Consider the following 15,838-nt stretch of genomic DNA (forward strand, 5'->3'; position numbering starts at 1 on the left):
AGCCGAAACGCTCCTGGTCTATATAACCGTTCTGGCAACTGGCGATATTTATATTGCTTAGCTCCCAACAGCCAGACAATATCAACTTAGAAATTATATTCGCTTATGCGGTTTGCATATTGCACAGTACAACCTGTTTTATCTATATCTAACGTAACATCAGGATGTGGATGATTTTTGGATGGGGTGACACACTGGACAAATATAGCTGGCACAAAAAGGCTGGCATTTCCAGCTGACCAATAGTCTCTGGAACCATGATGAGGAACTTGTACGACGCTTATTGATTTCTTGCGTCTGGTGCCAAAATGGTCAAGCATATCGCAAGCAACATCCCTGGTCAGATTAATATCACCGGTAAGAAGAGTAGCGTGTTGAGCCATCAAATCAATGATAGAGTTAATTCTTCGTCCAACATACATACATAACGAAATATTATTTTTTGCTTTAGCAGTGTGACCGAAATGCTTTTGATAACAGACTTTGAGTTTTTTTCTCCAATCAGGTGGAAGAGAACTAATGTCATTTGTAAGCCCTAAGGAATCAATAAGAAGCTCAATCTCCGCTTTTACATCTTTTAACGGGACTCCTGATTTTACTGCGCAAATTTCACCTGATTGAACACGGACCAGCCCTAATCCTTTAAAAGGTTTCACAACGTTATAGAACATAAATTCGTAAACGCTGTCTGTACTGTATAATGTAACTGCGTGGTCTATTGTTCTGATAACAGGACCAGTTTGATTTCCTGAACTTTTAAATTTCAAAAAAGGTCCTTCCTCCCCAAAGAGATCAACCTGCCGTATTGCCTCTCTTTCGTTATTTTGCAAGTTAAGATTGTTAGAATCTACATTGAGTGGATAACGCGGAGGGCTGTTTGGCTTCTCATTATTATCATCTGGAGGGTAATTTCCTTGCACCAGAGTTAATTGCTCCACACTGCCATTTAGATTATTCATCTGTAGCCACCTGAGTGGGTTCAACTGAAAAAGTGCAACACTGGGAGAAACGCCTTTTTTTCCTGATACTGCGATTTCACGTACACTTTGTGTCCATTCCGTATAAGGGAGAACGAGTTTTTTAACCCGATAAAGCCTTAAAAGCTCCTCTAGCCCATTTACGTGGTCATCATCAAAATGAGAAATGACTAACATATCAATCACCCTTGAGCCGTGAGTGTTTTTAAACCATTTTGGTAAGCTATGGATCTTATTTATGATTGTCGTTCTGCTGGTGGAACCACAATCATACACTATATTAAATGTGCTGTTACCAGACATATTTTTTATCTGTCCGGTATAAAGAGTACCTTTACCTACCGCATGGAAACATTGCTTTATACTGTGTGCCATTAGAGTTAATCCCTTTGAAATAACATATCTGATATGACGTCTACGCGTTGAATATTAATCGACGAATCTGCAATATTCTTTATGATAAAATAAATGTCTGGCAAGTTAAACATGTAATGATTGAATCTCGTCAGACATTTTATCTGTAGTAAATTGCCATTAATTATTCAGTTCCATTCACAAGCCATATTATTAGAGTAGTCACCGTTGTTATGGTAATAAATCACATTTCTTTTTCGTAATTGTTCAACATTTATTTATAAATAGGCGACCAGAGGATGATCTCCGCAGGGGGATTGTGTTTTGGGCTGCTTCAGGGCGCTGGTCAGTTAGGCAGCGTGGTGGAGTAGGGCGTCACCACTACTTGCGTATAACCCCGCCTGGGTTAACCCGCTGGGCGGCTATCGTTAAATAATCAGACTCTGGTATGTAAAAATCTTCTTGCGGTGTTTCGGTCACGATCTAACCAATCGAGACCGCGCGGTGTAGAACAGCACGAGCGCCCCACCACTACAATTGCCGAGAAACCAATAACATTTTACCTCTCCAGGTTAATCCATTGTTATGTTGGACGACACGTTATGTAAATTGGTCAACCATTATTGCGATGAATGTCACATCCCCCGCTCACTGACTGCCGTTCTTCCTTTGTTGTCATTTGCGTCAACCGGCAGGAGAGTAGATTTCTTGTGATGTGGTTAACCAATTTTAGATTTCAGGTTGACATGTATTACCAAAAGGTAGAACTTATACGCCATCTCATCCGATGCAACGCCACGGCTGCGGTCTGGTCGTTCATTCGGATACCTAAACAACTCCGGGGTTCCGCGTCTCTTCGCTGTTGAACCCACTACGTGAAAGAGGAATAAACATGGAACAGACCTGGCGCTGGTACGGCCCTAACGATCCGGTTTCTTTAGCTGATGTCCGTCAGGCGGGCGCAACTGGCGTGGTTACCGCGCTGCACCATATCCCGAACGGCGAAGTATGGTCCGTTGAAGAGATCCTCAAACGCAAGGCGATCGTTGAAGACGCAGGCCTGGTGTGGTCTGTCGTAGAAAGCGTGCCAATTCACGAAGATATCAAAACCCACACTGGCAACTATGAGCAGTGGATCGCTAACTATCAGCAGACCCTGCGCAACCTAGCGCAGTGCGGTATCCGCACCGTGTGCTATAACTTCATGCCGGTGCTCGACTGGACCCGTACTGACCTTGAATACGTGCTGCCAGACGGCTCCAAAGCTCTGCGCTTCGACCAGATCGAATTCGCTGCATTCGAAATGCATATCCTGAAACGTCCAGGCGCGGAAGCGGATTACACCGAAGAAGAAATTGCTCAGGCAGCTGAACGCTTCGCTACCATGAGCGACGAAGACAAAGCGCGTCTGACCCGTAACATCATCGCCGGTCTGCCGGGCGCGGAAGAAGGGTATACCCTCGACCAGTTCCGTAAGCACCTGGAGCTGTACAAAGATATCGATAAAGCGAAGCTGCGCGAAAACTTTGCCGTCTTCCTGAAAGCGATTATTCCAGTTGCCGAAGAAGTTGGCGTGCGTATGGCTGTTCACCCTGACGATCCGCCGCGCCCGATCCTCGGCCTGCCGCGCATTGTTTCCACCATTGAAGATATGCAGTGGATGGTTGATACCGTAAACAGCATGGCGAACGGTTTCACCATGTGCACCGGTTCCTACGGCGTGCGTGCTGACAACGATCTGGTTGATATGATCAAGCAGTTCGGTCCGCGTATTTACTTCACCCATCTGCGCTCCACCATGCGTGAAGATAACCCGAAAACCTTCCACGAAGCGGCGCACCTGAACGGTGACGTTGATATGTACGAAGTGGTGAAAGCGATTGTTGAAGAAGAACACCGTCGTAAAGCGGAAGGCAAAGAAGACCTGATCCCGATGCGTCCGGACCACGGTCACCAGATGCTGGACGACCTGAAGAAGAAAACCAACCCAGGTTACTCCGCGATTGGTCGTCTGAAAGGCCTGGCCGAAGTTCGCGGTGTCGAACTGGCGATCCAGCGCGCTTTCTTTAGCCGTTAATACCCACCGGCATGGCTGCGCGCCGTGCCGGTTCCTTCTTCCTTGCCGTCACTCTCTGAAGACGGATTCTGGAGTTTACGATGACTACTATTGTTGACAGCAATCTGCCGGTTGCCCGCCCGTCATGGGATCATTCTCGTCTGGAATCACGCATTGTGCATCTCGGTTGCGGGGCGTTTCACCGCGCGCACCAGGCGCTGTATACCCATCACCTGCTGGAAAGCACCGATAGCGACTGGGGTATCTGCGAAGTTAACCTGATGCCAGGCAACGACCGCGTGCTGATCGAAAACCTGAAAAAACAGCAGCTGCTGTACACCGTGGCGGAAAAAGGCGCGGAAAGCACCGAACTGAAAATTATCGGTTCGATGAAAGAAGCCCTGCATCCGGAAATCGACGGTTGCGAAGGTATTCTCAACGCGATGGCGCGTCCGCAGACGGCGATTGTCTCCCTGACGGTCACGGAAAAAGGCTACTGTGCCGATGCGGCGAGCGGTCAGCTGGATCTCAATAACCCGCTGATCAAGCACGATCTGGAAAACCCGACTGCGCCGAAGTCCGCAATTGGTTACATCGTAGAAGCCCTGCGTCTGCGTCGTGAAAAAGGGCTGAAAGCGTTTACGGTGATGTCCTGTGACAACGTGCGTGAAAATGGTCATGTGGCGAAAGTTGCCGTTCTGGGGCTGGCTCAGGCGCGTGACCCGCAACTGGCAGAATGGATTGAAGAGAACGTCACCTTCCCGTGCACCATGGTTGACCGTATCGTTCCGGCAGCTACCCCTGAAACGTTGCAGGAAATTGCTGACCAGCTGGGCGTTTATGATCCGTGCGCCATTGCCTGCGAACCATTCCGTCAGTGGGTCATTGAAGATAACTTCGTTAATGGTCGTCCGGACTGGGATAAAGTCGGCGCGCAGTTTGTTGCGGATGTTGTACCGTTCGAAATGATGAAACTGCGTATGCTTAACGGCAGCCACTCTTTCCTGGCATACCTCGGTTACCTCGGCGGTTATGAAACCATTGCCGACACCATGACTAACCCGGATTACCGCAAAGCGGCCTTTGCCCTGATGATGCAGGAACAAGCACCAACGCTGTCGATGCCGGAAGGGACTGATCTGAACGCCTATGCGACGCTGCTGATCGAGCGTTTCAGCAACCCGTCTCTGCGTCACCGTACCTGGCAGATTGCGATGGACGGCAGCCAGAAGTTACCGCAGCGTTTGCTGGACCCGGTGCGTTTACACCTGCAAAACGGCGGTAGCTGGCGTCACCTGGCGCTTGGCGTAGCGGGCTGGATGCGTTACACCCAGGGCGTGGATGAGCAGGGTAATGCTATCGACGTGGTAGACCCGATGCTGGCCGAGTTCCAGAAGATCAATGCGCAGTATCAGGGCGCAGACCGCGTGAAAGCGTTGCTGGGCCTGAGCGGTATCTTTGCCGATGATCTGCCGCAAAATGCAGACTTTGTTGGCGCGGTGACTGCGGCATATCAGCAGCTGTGCGAGCGCGGCGCGCGTGAGTGTGTGGCTGCACTGTAACTGACTGATTACCCTACAGACTCACTGGTCAATCAAAAACATATTTGGTTGACCAGTTTTCGTTTTTTGCCCACCTGTACGTGCCAACTTCCAGTGCTAATGGTATAGTTTGAAATTAACGGTCAACGTAAAATTGCCCGGTAAGTAAGCCTGGCGGGCCTACGGATCAATCGCAATTTATTGAATACGCACTCTTTGTAGGCCGAATAAGGCGTTCACGCCGCATCCGGCAATAATTTGATTAATCGCATCTAACGGACACAACATCATGAAATCTGCCACCTCTGCGCAAAGACCTTACCAGGAAGTTGGGGCGATGATCCGCGATCTGATCCTTAAGACGCCGTACAATCCTGGCGAACGGCTACCGCCGGAGCGTGAAATCGCAGAAATGCTGGATGTCACCCGCACGGTGGTGCGTGAGGCACTGATCATGCTGGAGATCAAAGGGCTGGTAGAAGTACGACGTGGTGCCGGTATTTATGTGCTCGACAGTTTACCCAGCCACAATGCAGAGAGCACAGAGGCCAACGTCTGCAATGACGCCGGTCCTTTTGAACTGTTACAGGCGCGCCAGTTGCTGGAAAGTAACATCGCCGAGTTTGCCGCTTTGCAGGCTACCCGCGAAGACATCGTTAAAATGCGTCAGGCATTGCAACTGGAAGAGCGTGAACTGGCCTCCAGTGCGCCGGGCAGTAGCGAAAGCGGCGACATGCAGTTCCACCTTGCTATTGCTGAAGCCACGCATAACAGCATGCTGGTGGAACTGTTCCGTCAGTCCTGGGAGTGGCGTGAAAACAACCCGATGTGGATCCAGTTACATAGCCATCTCGATGACAGCTTATACCGCAAAGAGTGGTTAGACGATCACAAACAGATCCTGGCTGCGTTAATCAAAAAAGATGCCCGCGCGGCAAAACTGGCGATGTGGCAGCATCTGGAGAATGTGAAGCAGCGCTTGCTGGAGTTCTCTAATGTTGATGACATCTATTTCGATGGTTATCTGTTTGATTCGTGGCCGTTGGATAAAGTGGACGCCTGATCCCTCATTTCTGGTGCAAAGTTGAACCGCTTTGCACTATGTATGTTCCCTGAATAATTAATTATGTTCTGCAGAATATATTATGCGTAATTTAATCATTACGTCCGATATATTGTTTTGGAATAATTATATATCAGTTTAACGCTGAGAAATTATTCGGAATAATCAGAATATGTTAACGTATTTCCGTTATGTTTAATGACTTTTGTCAAATGATACCTTTTTAAATAAAAAGTCAGTGGATATTCTTTTCTGTACAGTGTTTTATCTTTGGCGGATCTTATAAATCCCTTATGAAAGTGCCAGGGACGCAATGAGCATAAAGGAATGATTATGGAATATGAGCATCAACCCAGTGGTGTCCAGCAGCCAGGGCAGGATACAGATGCCACTAAACGTCAGGAGTGCGCAAAATGATGCGCCAATCGGTTCAGACGGTATTACCTGAAAGTACAGGGAACAATACGTTATCGCTGCGTGATTCCGTATGTCGGGATCTCTTTCAACTTTTTAGTTCTCCCCATTCACCGCTACCAATATTACTTGTTTCAGGCATGCCTGAGTGGCAAGGGCATAATCAGAGCGACAAGCTTCTCCAGAGTTGGTATTGCCGCCAGTTACGTTCCGCGCTTTTATTTCATGAGCCACGGATTGCGGCATTGCAGGTCAATCTGAAAGCAGTCTATTGCCACGAGTTGGTCATTAGTCTGGAGATGATGCTGTACCACGATGATGAGCCGCTAACGTTTGACCTGGTCTGGCAGAAGGGGAGCTGGCATAGTTCAATACCGGGACTTTCAGCCAGGTTCAATCTTTAGCCCACGCAGTTCACGCCAGAAACGCTCTGCAACGGGATTCATCCTGAATGCGGGATAACTAATTCGTCCCGATTCAGGACAATGAGCTGCCCGCTGCGAATTTCTTGTTGTATGGCGTACTCCGGTAGCCAGATATTCCACAGCTGCCGAAGGCAACTTGCTTGAATAATTGGCCCATGAAGAGCCAAAAAGTGCTGAAACGTAACTCGCAGTGGCATGTCAGGGGGCGGTTAATAAATCGCCCCACACAGGAGTTGTAGCGTTGCCTTTGGCGATTAAACAGCTCAACGCCAGTCGCCTGTTCAAGCGTTCGGAACTGCTTATGCAGTTTCAAACGTCCCTTTCACACACGCTTTGCCGTCTTTGACCATCAGTTTGCCGCGAGCGTATACCTGCTCAATACGCAACTGCGGTGTCATCACTAACAGATCCGCGTCATTGCCCGGCAGAATTTCGCCTTTACCGGTCAGGTTGAGGAAACCAGCGACGCTACTGGTGAGTGGACGCAGAGCATCGCTGATACTAAAGCCATAGTCTTTAACCAACACTTGCACGGTTTCCAGCAACGTCTCAAAACCCGCAACACCGATATGCGTTAAATTCCCTTCATCGTCAAAGAACGGCTGACTGCCGTTGCCGTCGGAGCTAAGGGTAACGCGAGCCAGCGGAATACCCGCCTGAACGGCGCGGGCAATACCTTCGGCAGGGGCGACCGGTTCGTCAATGCTGCTGGTGATATCGATGGTGCCGCCTTTGCGCGCGAACTCCAGCGCCTGCTCAAACAACGGAACGTTGCGGTTAACGTGGGTCGGCAGCAACTTGCTGATGGGGACGTCGCAGTTCTCAAGAAGGTCATAGATGGGCTGTAACGCCTTTTTGCTGTCGCCCATGTGGAACACGGTGACGCCAGGTTTACCGCCGAGCAAACCTCCAACGCGGGATTCCGCCGCCATATTGGCCAGATGATAAACATCCGGCGCGGCCGAGCGGTGGTCTGAGATGGCACATTTCACGCCAATCACGCGATCGATAATCGCCACATCTTTTTCCACCGAGCCTGTAATGGTACGGGAAGGAACATGATAAGCACCGGTCAGCATCCAGGCGCTAATGCCTTCTTCATTGAGCGCACGAGTCTTGGCGAGTAAGGATTCCGGGTGGCGAGAGATAGAGTCGGTGCCGAGCAGACCAACCACTGACGTGACGCCCGCTTCTGTCAGACGACTAAGCGCGACTTCCGGCGTGCGTGTAGTGGGGCCTGCTTCGCCGCCGCCGCCAATCAAATGGACGTGTTGATCAATAAAACCGGGGCAGAGGATCTGCCCGCTGAGATCGACAACCGTGCAGTCCGGTACGATGTCAGAAGGGATGTTGCTGGCAACGGCGATAATCTTGCCGTTAGCGACGAGGACATCGCAAATTCCTCGATCTTCCGGCGCATATAAATGCGCTCCTTGCAGCAGGGTAAAACCGGCTGCGGAATAATCAATCATGGTAACTCCTTGTTAAATAATAAGCTGCATAACCAGGTTTGACAGCAACGCGTTAATCACGCAGACCGTAATGATATGCGGGTAATATTTGGCATTTACTTCGGCTGTCCCCAGGCAGAGACCGACATTTTGCACCGGGTTGCCCATTAAATACATCGCGGGCAGTAAAACGGTGACATCATGGTCGGTTAACACGCCAGCTACAGCATCCCCTTGTTGTGCCATAACAATCCCCATTATGTATGCTTGTGGCGGCTACGTGGAAAAATTACGCTGCGCGGAGAACCTTCCTGTAAGGATTGAGTTGCAGAAAATTCATAAACACGGTGACAATAACGGCTGGTGAGTAAAGGCGGCGAATACAAGGACGAATGCAAAATGGCAAAATACAACGACAAAGAGCTGGCAGAGACGAGCAAGTTTTTAAGTTTTGTCCTCCGACATAAACCGGAGGCGATTGGCATCGTGCTGGACCGTGAAGGATGGGCGGATATCGATAAGCTCATACTCTGTGCACAAAAAGCTGGCAAGCGGTTAACCCGCGCATTACTGGATACTGTGGTCGCCACCAGCGATAAGAAGCGCTTTAGTTATTCCAGTGATGGTACGTGTATTCGCGCCGTTCAGGGGCATTCGACTTCGCAGGTCGCCATTGCCTTCATCGAAAAAACACCGCCACAATTTCTCTACCACGGTACGGCAAGCCGTTTTCTTGAGGCGATAAAAAAACAGGGGCTGATTGCAGGGGAGCGTCATCATGTGCATCTCTCTGCTGATGAAGCAACGGCCCGCAAAGTTGGGGCAAGACACGGTTCGCCGGTTATCTTAACCGTCAAAGCACAGGAAATGGCGAAACGAGGGATCCCTTTCTGGCAAGCGGAAAACGGGGTCTGGCTGACATCAATGGTTGAGGTTGAGTTTCTTGAGTGGTAAGGGAAACAGCCCTTATGAAGCGACCACTTGTAGCTTAAATAATTGCACTGTGCTGATAAGCGCAGCAATAAACAACGCCGCCGCGCCGCAGAGAGTGGCGCTGGCAAGCGCCGATGTTCCATTGCCGAGCATACTGGTCAGCGCCGGGCCGAGGATTTGCCCAATGCCGTAAATGAGCGTCACAAAGCCTAAAAGATTGAGATTTCCCGGTACGCTCAGTTGGCGGGCGATAGTCATCACCAGAGATGTCGTGCCCATAAAGGTACCGCCAAAACCGATACTACTGATGATAAGCAAGAGAGGCGAGTCGCTGGCGAGAGTAAGCAGCACACAGACAGCCTGCACCAGTAAATTCGCCGTCAGGCAGGGTAATGCTCCCCAACGTTTTGCTGCCCATAGCCAGCCAAAGCAACCAGGCACAATTGATAAGCCGACTAACGTCCAGAGATGGGCGGTTAACAATGGTGAGCCTGCATCTTTCGCCATGAGCGGCAGGTAAGTCGCGACGATGATATAACCAAATCCCGCCAGGCCGTACAGAATAGCCAGTAACCACCAGCTCATTATCTGTTGCTCCGTTTTTGCCAATGGCGTTGGCGCGACGGTGTGTTTTTTCGAGGGCATTAAAAGCGTAAGTGCAATCAGCATCATGCCAGAAAGCGCCCCGGCGCCTTGCCATAACGTTTGCGAGGAGAGGGCAAAATGCAGGCCTGCCAGAACATATTCATTGCCCAGCGCGATGCCAATGCCAACGCCAGAAAACAAAGCTGCCAGCACAAAAGGATGGCGCGTGTGCTGCATAATCAGCGTCGAACCAAAAATCAGCATTCCAGCGCTGGCGACACCCGCCAGGAAGCGAATCAATAACACCAGGATAAATGACGGCAACCATGCCATTGCGAGGATCAACAATCCGCTCGCCAGGGCAGAAGCCAACAGAAATGGGTGCAGACGCGACGGCTGGTGAAATGCGCCAAACGAAAATAGCAGACTGCCAGCCAGATACCCCGCATAGTTGCCGCTGGCAATCCACGAGAGCTGGCTAAATGAAAACGCCCCTTCCGCCATCATGACGGGCAACATAGGTGTATAAAGGAAGCGACCTAATCCCATACCTAAGGTCAGAACCAGCATCCCGAAAAGCGCGGTGCTGAAAGAAAAGCGTTCTACGGGATGCGAGGACGGGGGCATGTTTAACCTTGTTTGTATTTTTTTCAATTAACAAGTTAATAACAAAAAAGTGAAACATGCCAGCCTGTTAATGTGATTATTTAGGGGTAAAGCGATAAAAATGATTTGGTTCGCTAACGATATAAATATTACCAGAGGCATCCATCGCAACCCCTTCGGCCTGTTTGATGTTATGTGAAAGGCCATACTTGCCTTTGGTTAACGACATTTCGCCGATCACGTCTCCTGTTACGGTTACTTCCTGGAGTGCGCGTGATTCATGAGACAACACCAACAAGCTATTTTTTTGTGGGTTAAAATCTGCGCCAGAAACATCATCTAAATTAAACTGCTGCTGTAATGTCTGGTCTTTGCTGATGTGTAATTCATCGTTACGCAACAGCCCGCTCACTTTGTAGACCTCGATCGGATTTTTCTCTTTAAAAAACCAGAAAGTTTGATCGGCAGGAGAATAGGCCAGCCCTTCAAAACCACAATTGGTCGGGGTTTCCTGCAGCGGGATTTTTATTTTTTTGAGGATTTTTACTTCCGAGTTGGCATCAAGTGAAATCACATAAATGGCATAATCGCGCTCATCGCTAATGACAAACTGATTATCGCCAATGTATTCGATCGTCTCGAGATCCTTAACAAAATCCAGAGGAATAGTGCGGATCAAATCGCCATTGGTGGTCATTTCAACAATGGCGGCAGGTTTGTTGATAGTGCTAAACAGGGTATTGCTCTGTGCCGACCAGGTCAGCGAGGAGATATTATTCGTTACGCCTGCAATTTCTTTGCCGTCAATGGTGGCGTGGTAATTCTGAAATGATGCTGCATGATTGCTTTTACGGGCGCAAGATTGCACGAAGAAAGTACACACTGCCACAATGGCAAAAAGAATCACAATAACGGAGATGCGTTTACTTAACGAAATACTTTTTGTCACGGTAATCCCTTTAAGGCAAATCAATAAGATATCGAGAAGTATACGTAGCGATCTTAATGAATCCTTAACGCCGTTCGGCTGTTGCATTACATGAACAGGTTTAAACGCCGCCATGTATTCGTACATTTTCTTTTTGCTGTCGCAGATAGCTTCACTGACCACCAGATCAGAAAAATAGAAGTAGGGGCATTATCGGTTTTGCTGAAACTGTAGCTGCTTTTCTCAGTTCGCCCCTGGCATAATTTTTATCGCTTCCTAAAAATTGCTGAAGGGTAGCAAGGCCGGGATCTGCGACAACAAATACAATATCAGCCCAATACAACCGCCGACCAGCGTGCCGTTAACGCGGATAAACTGGAGATCTTTGCCGATATTTAACTCGATTTGCCGGGACATATCCCGCGCATCCCAACTTTTTACCGTATCGCTAATGTGGCGAGTCAGGAATGCTGAAAACTCTGGCGCGACGCGGTGCGCGGCCTGTTCCAGATGACCATTTAACGAGGCGCGCAGGGCATCATCGGCAATTAACGTCTCGCCAAACCACTGCCCCGCTCGCGCGATGCGTTCTTTCACGCGAGAATCTTCGCTGTTGATATCCGCTTTCAACCACTCCCGCAAATCTCCCCACAATTCACCAATATAGCGGTTAAATGCTTCATCTTCTTTCAGATAACTTTTCACGGCATCGGCCCGCGCCGCCATTTCCGGATCGTTTTTCAGTTTCTCGATCAGCGCGAAGGTAGCGCGATCAAACGCATGGCGGATCTGATGTGCGCGATCGCGGCTGATATCATCAAGCAAAGAATTCACGGCGTCAGAAACCAACTCCGCACTGTGTTCGCCCAGCCATTCAGTGGGCAAAATTTTGGCTTTCAGCGGATGCTCGCTCTCCAGCCAGCGAACAATTTGCTGGGCAATAAACTTGCGCGATTTATCGCGCTGAAGCAGGGCGATCAGTTGTGCGATCAACGTATCCAGCAGTACCTGATGACGATCGTTTTTGGTCATGCTCTCCAGCATCAATGCACTGGTGCCGGAAAGATCCACTTTATCGATCGCCTTGTGCACCGCGCGCTTAAGCAGACGTTGAATACGCGCATCATCGGTCAGTTCGAGAAAACCACTCATGATCTGCAACAGATGCTGTCCAACGCGACGGGCATTTTCCGGCTGACTAAACCAGTTGCCGATTAACAACGCCGGTTCATGACGCCGGATTAGCGCTACCAGCGATTGAGTATCGAGAAATTTTTCCTGCACGAACTGGCCGAGATTTTCGCCAATCCGGTCTTTATTACGCGGAATAATCGCCGTATGGCGAGAAATAATCGGAATCGGCACGCGGCGAAACAGCGCCACCACCGCAAACCAGTCCGCCAGCGCGCCGACCATCGCCGCTTCGGCAATCGCCTTCACGCCGCTCACCCAAAAGTTGGGCGGCAAAAACAGCGTAACGATAAAAGTCGCGGCAGCAACGAGCAGCAAAGAGAGCGCCAGCATTTTGGCGCGTCGGAGTTCAATGATTTTATTCATATCGTAAGAATAGAGCCTGACGGTAAGAAAACGCAAAAAGCGAGATATCTTCCATAAAAATGTATCGCTTGCAGGAGAACAAAAATAGCCTGGAAAGTGCCTCGGGGAATGGGAAATTGCCAGGTGAGAATGGTTTTGTTAGTCGCTAAAGTCGGGCCATCTTATCAACAGGTGACGGATCGCCATGACAAACTTCACGACCAGCACGCCGCATGACGCATTATTTAAATCTTTTCTCACACATCCTGATACCGCACGGGATTTTATGGAGATCCACTTACCCAAAGATTTACGTGAACTGTGCGATCTCGACACCTTAAAACTGGAATCTGCCAGCTTTGTCGATGAAAAATTGCGGGCGCTACACTCCGATATTTTATGGTCGGTAAAGACCCGCGAAGGCGATGGCTATATCTATGTGGTGATTGAACATCAGAGCCGCGAGGACATTCATATGGCGTTTCGCCTGATGCGCTATTCCATGGCGGTGATGCAGCGCCATATCGAGCATGATAAACGCCGGTCGCTACCGCTGGTCATCCCGATGCTGTTTTATCACGGTAGCCGTAGTCCTTATCCCTGGTCCCTGTGCTGGCTGGACGAATTTGCCGACCCAACTACCGCACGGAAGCTTTATAACGCCGCGTTCCCGCTGGTGGATATCACTGTCGTGCCAGACGACGAGATTGTGCAGCATCGCAGAGTCGCCCTGTTGGAGTTGATCCAAAAGCATATTCGCCAGCGCGATCTAATGGGGCTTATCGACCAACTGGTAGTATTACTGGTTACAGAGTGCGCTAATGACAGCCAGATAACCGCGCTGTTAAATTACATTTTACTGGCTGGCGATGAAGCGAGTTTTAAAGAGTTTATCAGCGAACTAACCAGTCGAATGCCACAACACAGGGAGCGAATAATGACCATTGCAGAGCGAATTCATAATGATGGATGGCTGTTGGGAAGGGAGAGGGGGAGGAAAGAAGGGAAAGAAGAAGGGGAACAGAGCCTCCTCCGATTGTTGTTGCAGAATGGGGCGGATCCTGAATGGATACAAAAGATTACCGGACTTTCGGCAGAGCAAATGCAGGCATTAGATCAGCCCTTGCCTGAAAGCAAGCGCGATCCATGGATCGAGTACTAATCAGAGGCCGATGACAAACGCAAAGCTGCCTGATGTGCTACGCTTATCAGGTCTACATAACCCATTCAATATATTGAACTTTAAAGATTTTGTAGACCTGGTAAGGCGTTCACATGGCATCCGGCATGAACGAAGCGCAATTTGCCTAAGCCATGCTGGAACGTGGCGATGGCCCAGCAGAGATAAAACGAGTTACAGGTGATTCGTGAGAGTAAATCAGGTGTTTCGCCACTATTTCGAAATTATTCCATTGCCCGATACACGGCCTCGCCAATTTGCTTCAGTGCTTCGCGATAGGTTTCTCTGAGCGGCAAAGCGCAGTTGATGCGCAGACAATTACGGTATTTGCCGGAAGCTGAGAAAATCGAGCCTGCCGCCACCTGGATTTTCATGCGATACAGCTGCCGCGCGACGCAGACCATATCGACCTGTTCAGGCAATTCTATCCACAGTAAAAATCCGCCTTTCGGGCGCGTAATACAGATTTTGCAGGGAAAATATTCCCGTATCCAGCAGGTATAAAGCGCCATATTGCGCTGATAGTTCTGCCGCATACGCCGGATATGGCGATGATAGTGACCTTCCAGTACAAACGTTGCTGCCGCCATTTGCGTGGACGGTACGTTAAAGCTGCTGGTGGCGTATTTCATATGTAGCAGTTTATCGTGATAACGTCCCGGCGCGACCCAGCCCACGCGCAGGCCGGGCGCAATGCTTTTACTGAACGAGCTGCACAGCAGCACCCGACCGTCGATATCCCATGAGTGAATGGTCCGCGGGCGCGGATACTCCGTTGCCAGCTCGCCGTAGACATCATCTTCAAAAATCACAATATCATGACGCTGAGCGAGAGAGAGAACGGCCCGTTTGCGCGCGTCCGGCATAATAAATCCCAGCGGATTATTACAGTTTGGCACAAGAATGATGCCTTTAATCGGCCACTGTTCCAGCGCCAGTTCCAGCGCTTCAACGCTGATGCCAGTTTCTGGATCGGTCGGGATTTCAATCACGTTCACGCCAATGCCACGCAGCATCTGCATCGAACCGTAATAACAGGGCGATTCGACCGCGACGATATCGCCTGGTTTACACACTGCCATTAACGCCAGCGCCATCGAGTTATGGCAGCCGCTGGTGATGACAATGTCATCAGCGGTGACCACCGAGCCGCTGTCGAGCATCAGTCGGGCAATCTGCTCGCGCAATACCCGTTGACCGGTTAATGAATCATAGCTGAGAACGGTTTGTAGATTATGCTGCACCACCCGACTTAGCTCCCGCCAGAGCGGTTTCAGGCTGGGCGCTTCGACATCCGGCGTGCTTTTACTGAACGGAACAATAGAACTGTCGCTATGCGCTTTCAACATATCCAGCACCTGATCCCACTGGGTAATTTCCACCGGGCGCTGCACCGGACGTGTCATTGGCGGCACTGGCGGCTGGGCTTTATGTTGCGTGACAAAATAACCCGAACGTGGTTGCGGAGTGATAAGCTTCATCGTCTCCAGCGTCTGATACGCCTGCTGCACGGTGCTGATGCTGACGCCGTGCTCCTGACTTAAGCTGCGCACCGACGGCAATTTCTCCCCGTGACGATACAGCCCTTGCTCAATCCGCCCGGCAAGCAGAGTCGCCAGATGTTGGTAACGCGTCATGCTGTATTCCTTCTTTGGACCATACAGAGAGAAAAACCGGTACAGATGAGGCTAAAAAACCGGATGCAGATGCTGTTTTAACCTGTCTGTATGTTAAATAAAAGTAATATTTGCATCTGTATTGTGAGCTGCCAGAAGGCGGATGATGAAGC

Annotated in this window: 12 protein-coding genes and 3 pseudogenes; 6 read left to right on the plus strand and 9 right to left on the minus strand. The window is 49.8% G+C overall.

The window, feature by feature from the left end; translation table 11 throughout:
* Positions 1 to 86 precede the first annotated feature (86 nt).
* On the minus strand, positions 87 to 1,352 hold the full coding sequence (locus D9738_RS03420) for a hypothetical protein (protein WP_130259555.1): 1,266 nt from the start codon (positions 1,350 to 1,352) through the stop codon (positions 87 to 89).
* Positions 1,353 to 2,223: 871 nt separating this feature from the next.
* Here D9738_RS03420 and uxuA point away from each other — a divergent pair.
* The 4 genes from uxuA (at position 2,224) to iraD (ending at position 6,809) form a co-directional block, all read left to right on the plus strand.
* Entirely contained in the window at positions 2,224 to 3,408 is a 1,185-nt protein-coding gene (gene uxuA, locus D9738_RS03425) for a mannonate dehydratase (protein ID WP_000438582.1), read from the plus strand.
* An 80-nt stretch (positions 3,409 to 3,488) separates the two neighbouring features.
* Entirely contained in the window at positions 3,489 to 4,949 is a 1,461-nt protein-coding gene (locus tag D9738_RS03430) for a fructuronate reductase (RefSeq protein WP_130204660.1), read from the plus strand.
* Positions 4,950 to 5,217: 268 nt separating this feature from the next.
* Positions 5,218 to 5,991 (plus strand): Uxu operon transcriptional regulator, encoded by a 774-nt coding sequence (uxuR, locus tag D9738_RS03435; protein WP_130259556.1) that lies wholly within the window; start codon positions 5,218 to 5,220, stop codon positions 5,989 to 5,991.
* A 413-nt stretch (positions 5,992 to 6,404) separates the two neighbouring features.
* Positions 6,405 to 6,809, plus strand: coding sequence for an anti-adapter protein IraD (gene iraD, locus D9738_RS03440; protein ID WP_130259557.1), 405 nt, complete (start codon positions 6,405 to 6,407; stop codon positions 6,807 to 6,809).
* On the opposite strand, the pseudogene D9738_RS25000 reads toward iraD, so the two are convergent.
* From D9738_RS25000 to D9738_RS03455, 3 genes and pseudogenes are all read right to left on the minus strand, one after another.
* Positions 6,789 to 7,065: pseudogene (locus D9738_RS25000) on the minus strand (LysR family transcriptional regulator); the annotation flags it as partial. The gene iraD and the pseudogene D9738_RS25000 overlap by 21 nt on opposite strands.
* 64 nt (positions 7,066 to 7,129) lie before the next feature.
* On the minus strand, positions 7,130 to 8,302 hold the full coding sequence (gene iadA / locus D9738_RS03450) for a beta-aspartyl-peptidase (RefSeq protein ID WP_130204694.1): 1,173 nt from the start codon (positions 8,300 to 8,302) through the stop codon (positions 7,130 to 7,132).
* A gap of 12 nt (positions 8,303 to 8,314) precedes the next feature.
* A pseudogene (locus D9738_RS03455) lies at positions 8,315 to 8,503 on the minus strand (hypothetical protein); the annotation flags it as partial.
* 177 nt (positions 8,504 to 8,680) lie between these two features.
* On the opposite strand from D9738_RS03455, the gene kptA reads away from it, so the two are divergent.
* Positions 8,681 to 9,235: an RNA 2'-phosphotransferase gene (gene kptA, locus D9738_RS03460; RefSeq protein ID WP_130204700.1), complete on the plus strand. Its 555-nt coding sequence runs from the start codon at positions 8,681 to 8,683 to the stop codon at positions 9,233 to 9,235.
* A 12-nt stretch (positions 9,236 to 9,247) separates the two neighbouring features.
* Here the strand turns inward: kptA and D9738_RS03465 are convergent, their stop codons facing one another.
* From D9738_RS03465 to D9738_RS03475, 4 genes and pseudogenes are all read right to left on the minus strand, one after another.
* Complete coding sequence (locus D9738_RS03465) at positions 9,248 to 10,426, minus strand: MFS transporter (RefSeq protein ID WP_130259559.1); 1,179 nt, start codon at positions 10,424 to 10,426, stop codon at positions 9,248 to 9,250.
* Positions 10,427 to 10,502: 76 nt separating this feature from the next.
* On the minus strand, positions 10,503 to 11,354 hold the full coding sequence (locus D9738_RS03470) for a YjiK family protein (RefSeq protein ID WP_130259560.1): 852 nt from the start codon (positions 11,352 to 11,354) through the stop codon (positions 10,503 to 10,505).
* 60 nt (positions 11,355 to 11,414) lie between these two features.
* A pseudogene (locus tag D9738_RS25005) lies at positions 11,415 to 11,575 on the minus strand (2-hydroxyacyl-CoA dehydratase); the annotation flags it as partial.
* Between the two features lie 34 nt (positions 11,576 to 11,609).
* The gene (locus D9738_RS03475) at positions 11,610 to 12,890 is read right to left on the minus strand and encodes a DUF445 domain-containing protein (RefSeq protein ID WP_130259561.1); all 1,281 of its coding nucleotides are present in this window, start codon (positions 12,888 to 12,890) and stop codon (positions 11,610 to 11,612) included.
* A gap of 184 nt (positions 12,891 to 13,074) precedes the next feature.
* Here D9738_RS03475 and D9738_RS03480 point away from each other — a divergent pair, with 184 nt between their 5' ends.
* Positions 13,075 to 14,031 carry an Rpn family recombination-promoting nuclease/putative transposase gene (locus D9738_RS03480; protein ID WP_130259562.1) on the plus strand — a complete coding sequence of 319 codons (957 nt, stop codon included), beginning with the start codon at positions 13,075 to 13,077 and terminating at the stop codon, positions 14,029 to 14,031.
* 242 nt (positions 14,032 to 14,273) lie between these two features.
* Here the strand turns inward: D9738_RS03480 and D9738_RS03485 are convergent, their stop codons facing one another.
* Positions 14,274 to 15,686, minus strand: a complete 1,413-nt coding sequence (locus D9738_RS03485) for a PLP-dependent aminotransferase family protein (protein WP_130259563.1) — start codon at positions 15,684 to 15,686, stop codon at positions 14,274 to 14,276.
* Positions 15,687 to 15,838: the final 152 nt, after the last annotated feature.

The sequence above is a fragment of the Escherichia sp. E10V5 genome (genome assembly GCF_004212315.1).
Taxonomy (GTDB): Bacteria; Pseudomonadota; Gammaproteobacteria; order Enterobacterales; family Enterobacteriaceae; genus Escherichia.

What these genes read in the sequence shown, in the direction of transcription:
- D9738_RS03420 (WP_130259555.1), bottom strand. Translation starts at nt 1,352, where the DNA reads ATGGCACACAGTATAAAGCAATGTTTCCATGCGGTAGGTAAAGGTACT.
- uxuA (WP_000438582.1), top strand. Translation starts at nt 2,224, where the DNA reads ATGGAACAGACCTGGCGCTGGTACGGCCCTAACGATCCGGTTTCTTTA.
- uxuR (WP_130259556.1), top strand. Translation starts at nt 5,218, where the DNA reads ATGAAATCTGCCACCTCTGCGCAAAGACCTTACCAGGAAGTTGGGGCG.
- iadA (WP_130204694.1), bottom strand. Translation starts at nt 8,302, where the DNA reads ATGATTGATTATTCCGCAGCCGGTTTTACCCTGCTGCAAGGAGCGCAT.
- D9738_RS03430 (WP_130204660.1), top strand. Translation starts at nt 3,489, where the DNA reads ATGACTACTATTGTTGACAGCAATCTGCCGGTTGCCCGCCCGTCATGG.
- D9738_RS03465 (WP_130259559.1), bottom strand. Translation starts at nt 10,426, where the DNA reads ATGCCCCCGTCCTCGCATCCCGTAGAACGCTTTTCTTTCAGCACCGCG.
- D9738_RS03485 (WP_130259563.1), bottom strand. Translation starts at nt 15,686, where the DNA reads ATGACGCGTTACCAACATCTGGCGACTCTGCTTGCCGGGCGGATTGAG.
- kptA (WP_130204700.1), top strand. Translation starts at nt 8,681, where the DNA reads ATGGCAAAATACAACGACAAAGAGCTGGCAGAGACGAGCAAGTTTTTA.
- iraD (WP_130259557.1), top strand. Translation starts at nt 6,405, where the DNA reads ATGATGCGCCAATCGGTTCAGACGGTATTACCTGAAAGTACAGGGAAC.
- D9738_RS03480 (WP_130259562.1), top strand. Translation starts at nt 13,075, where the DNA reads ATGACAAACTTCACGACCAGCACGCCGCATGACGCATTATTTAAATCT.
- D9738_RS03475 (WP_130259561.1), bottom strand. Translation starts at nt 12,890, where the DNA reads ATGAATAAAATCATTGAACTCCGACGCGCCAAAATGCTGGCGCTCTCT.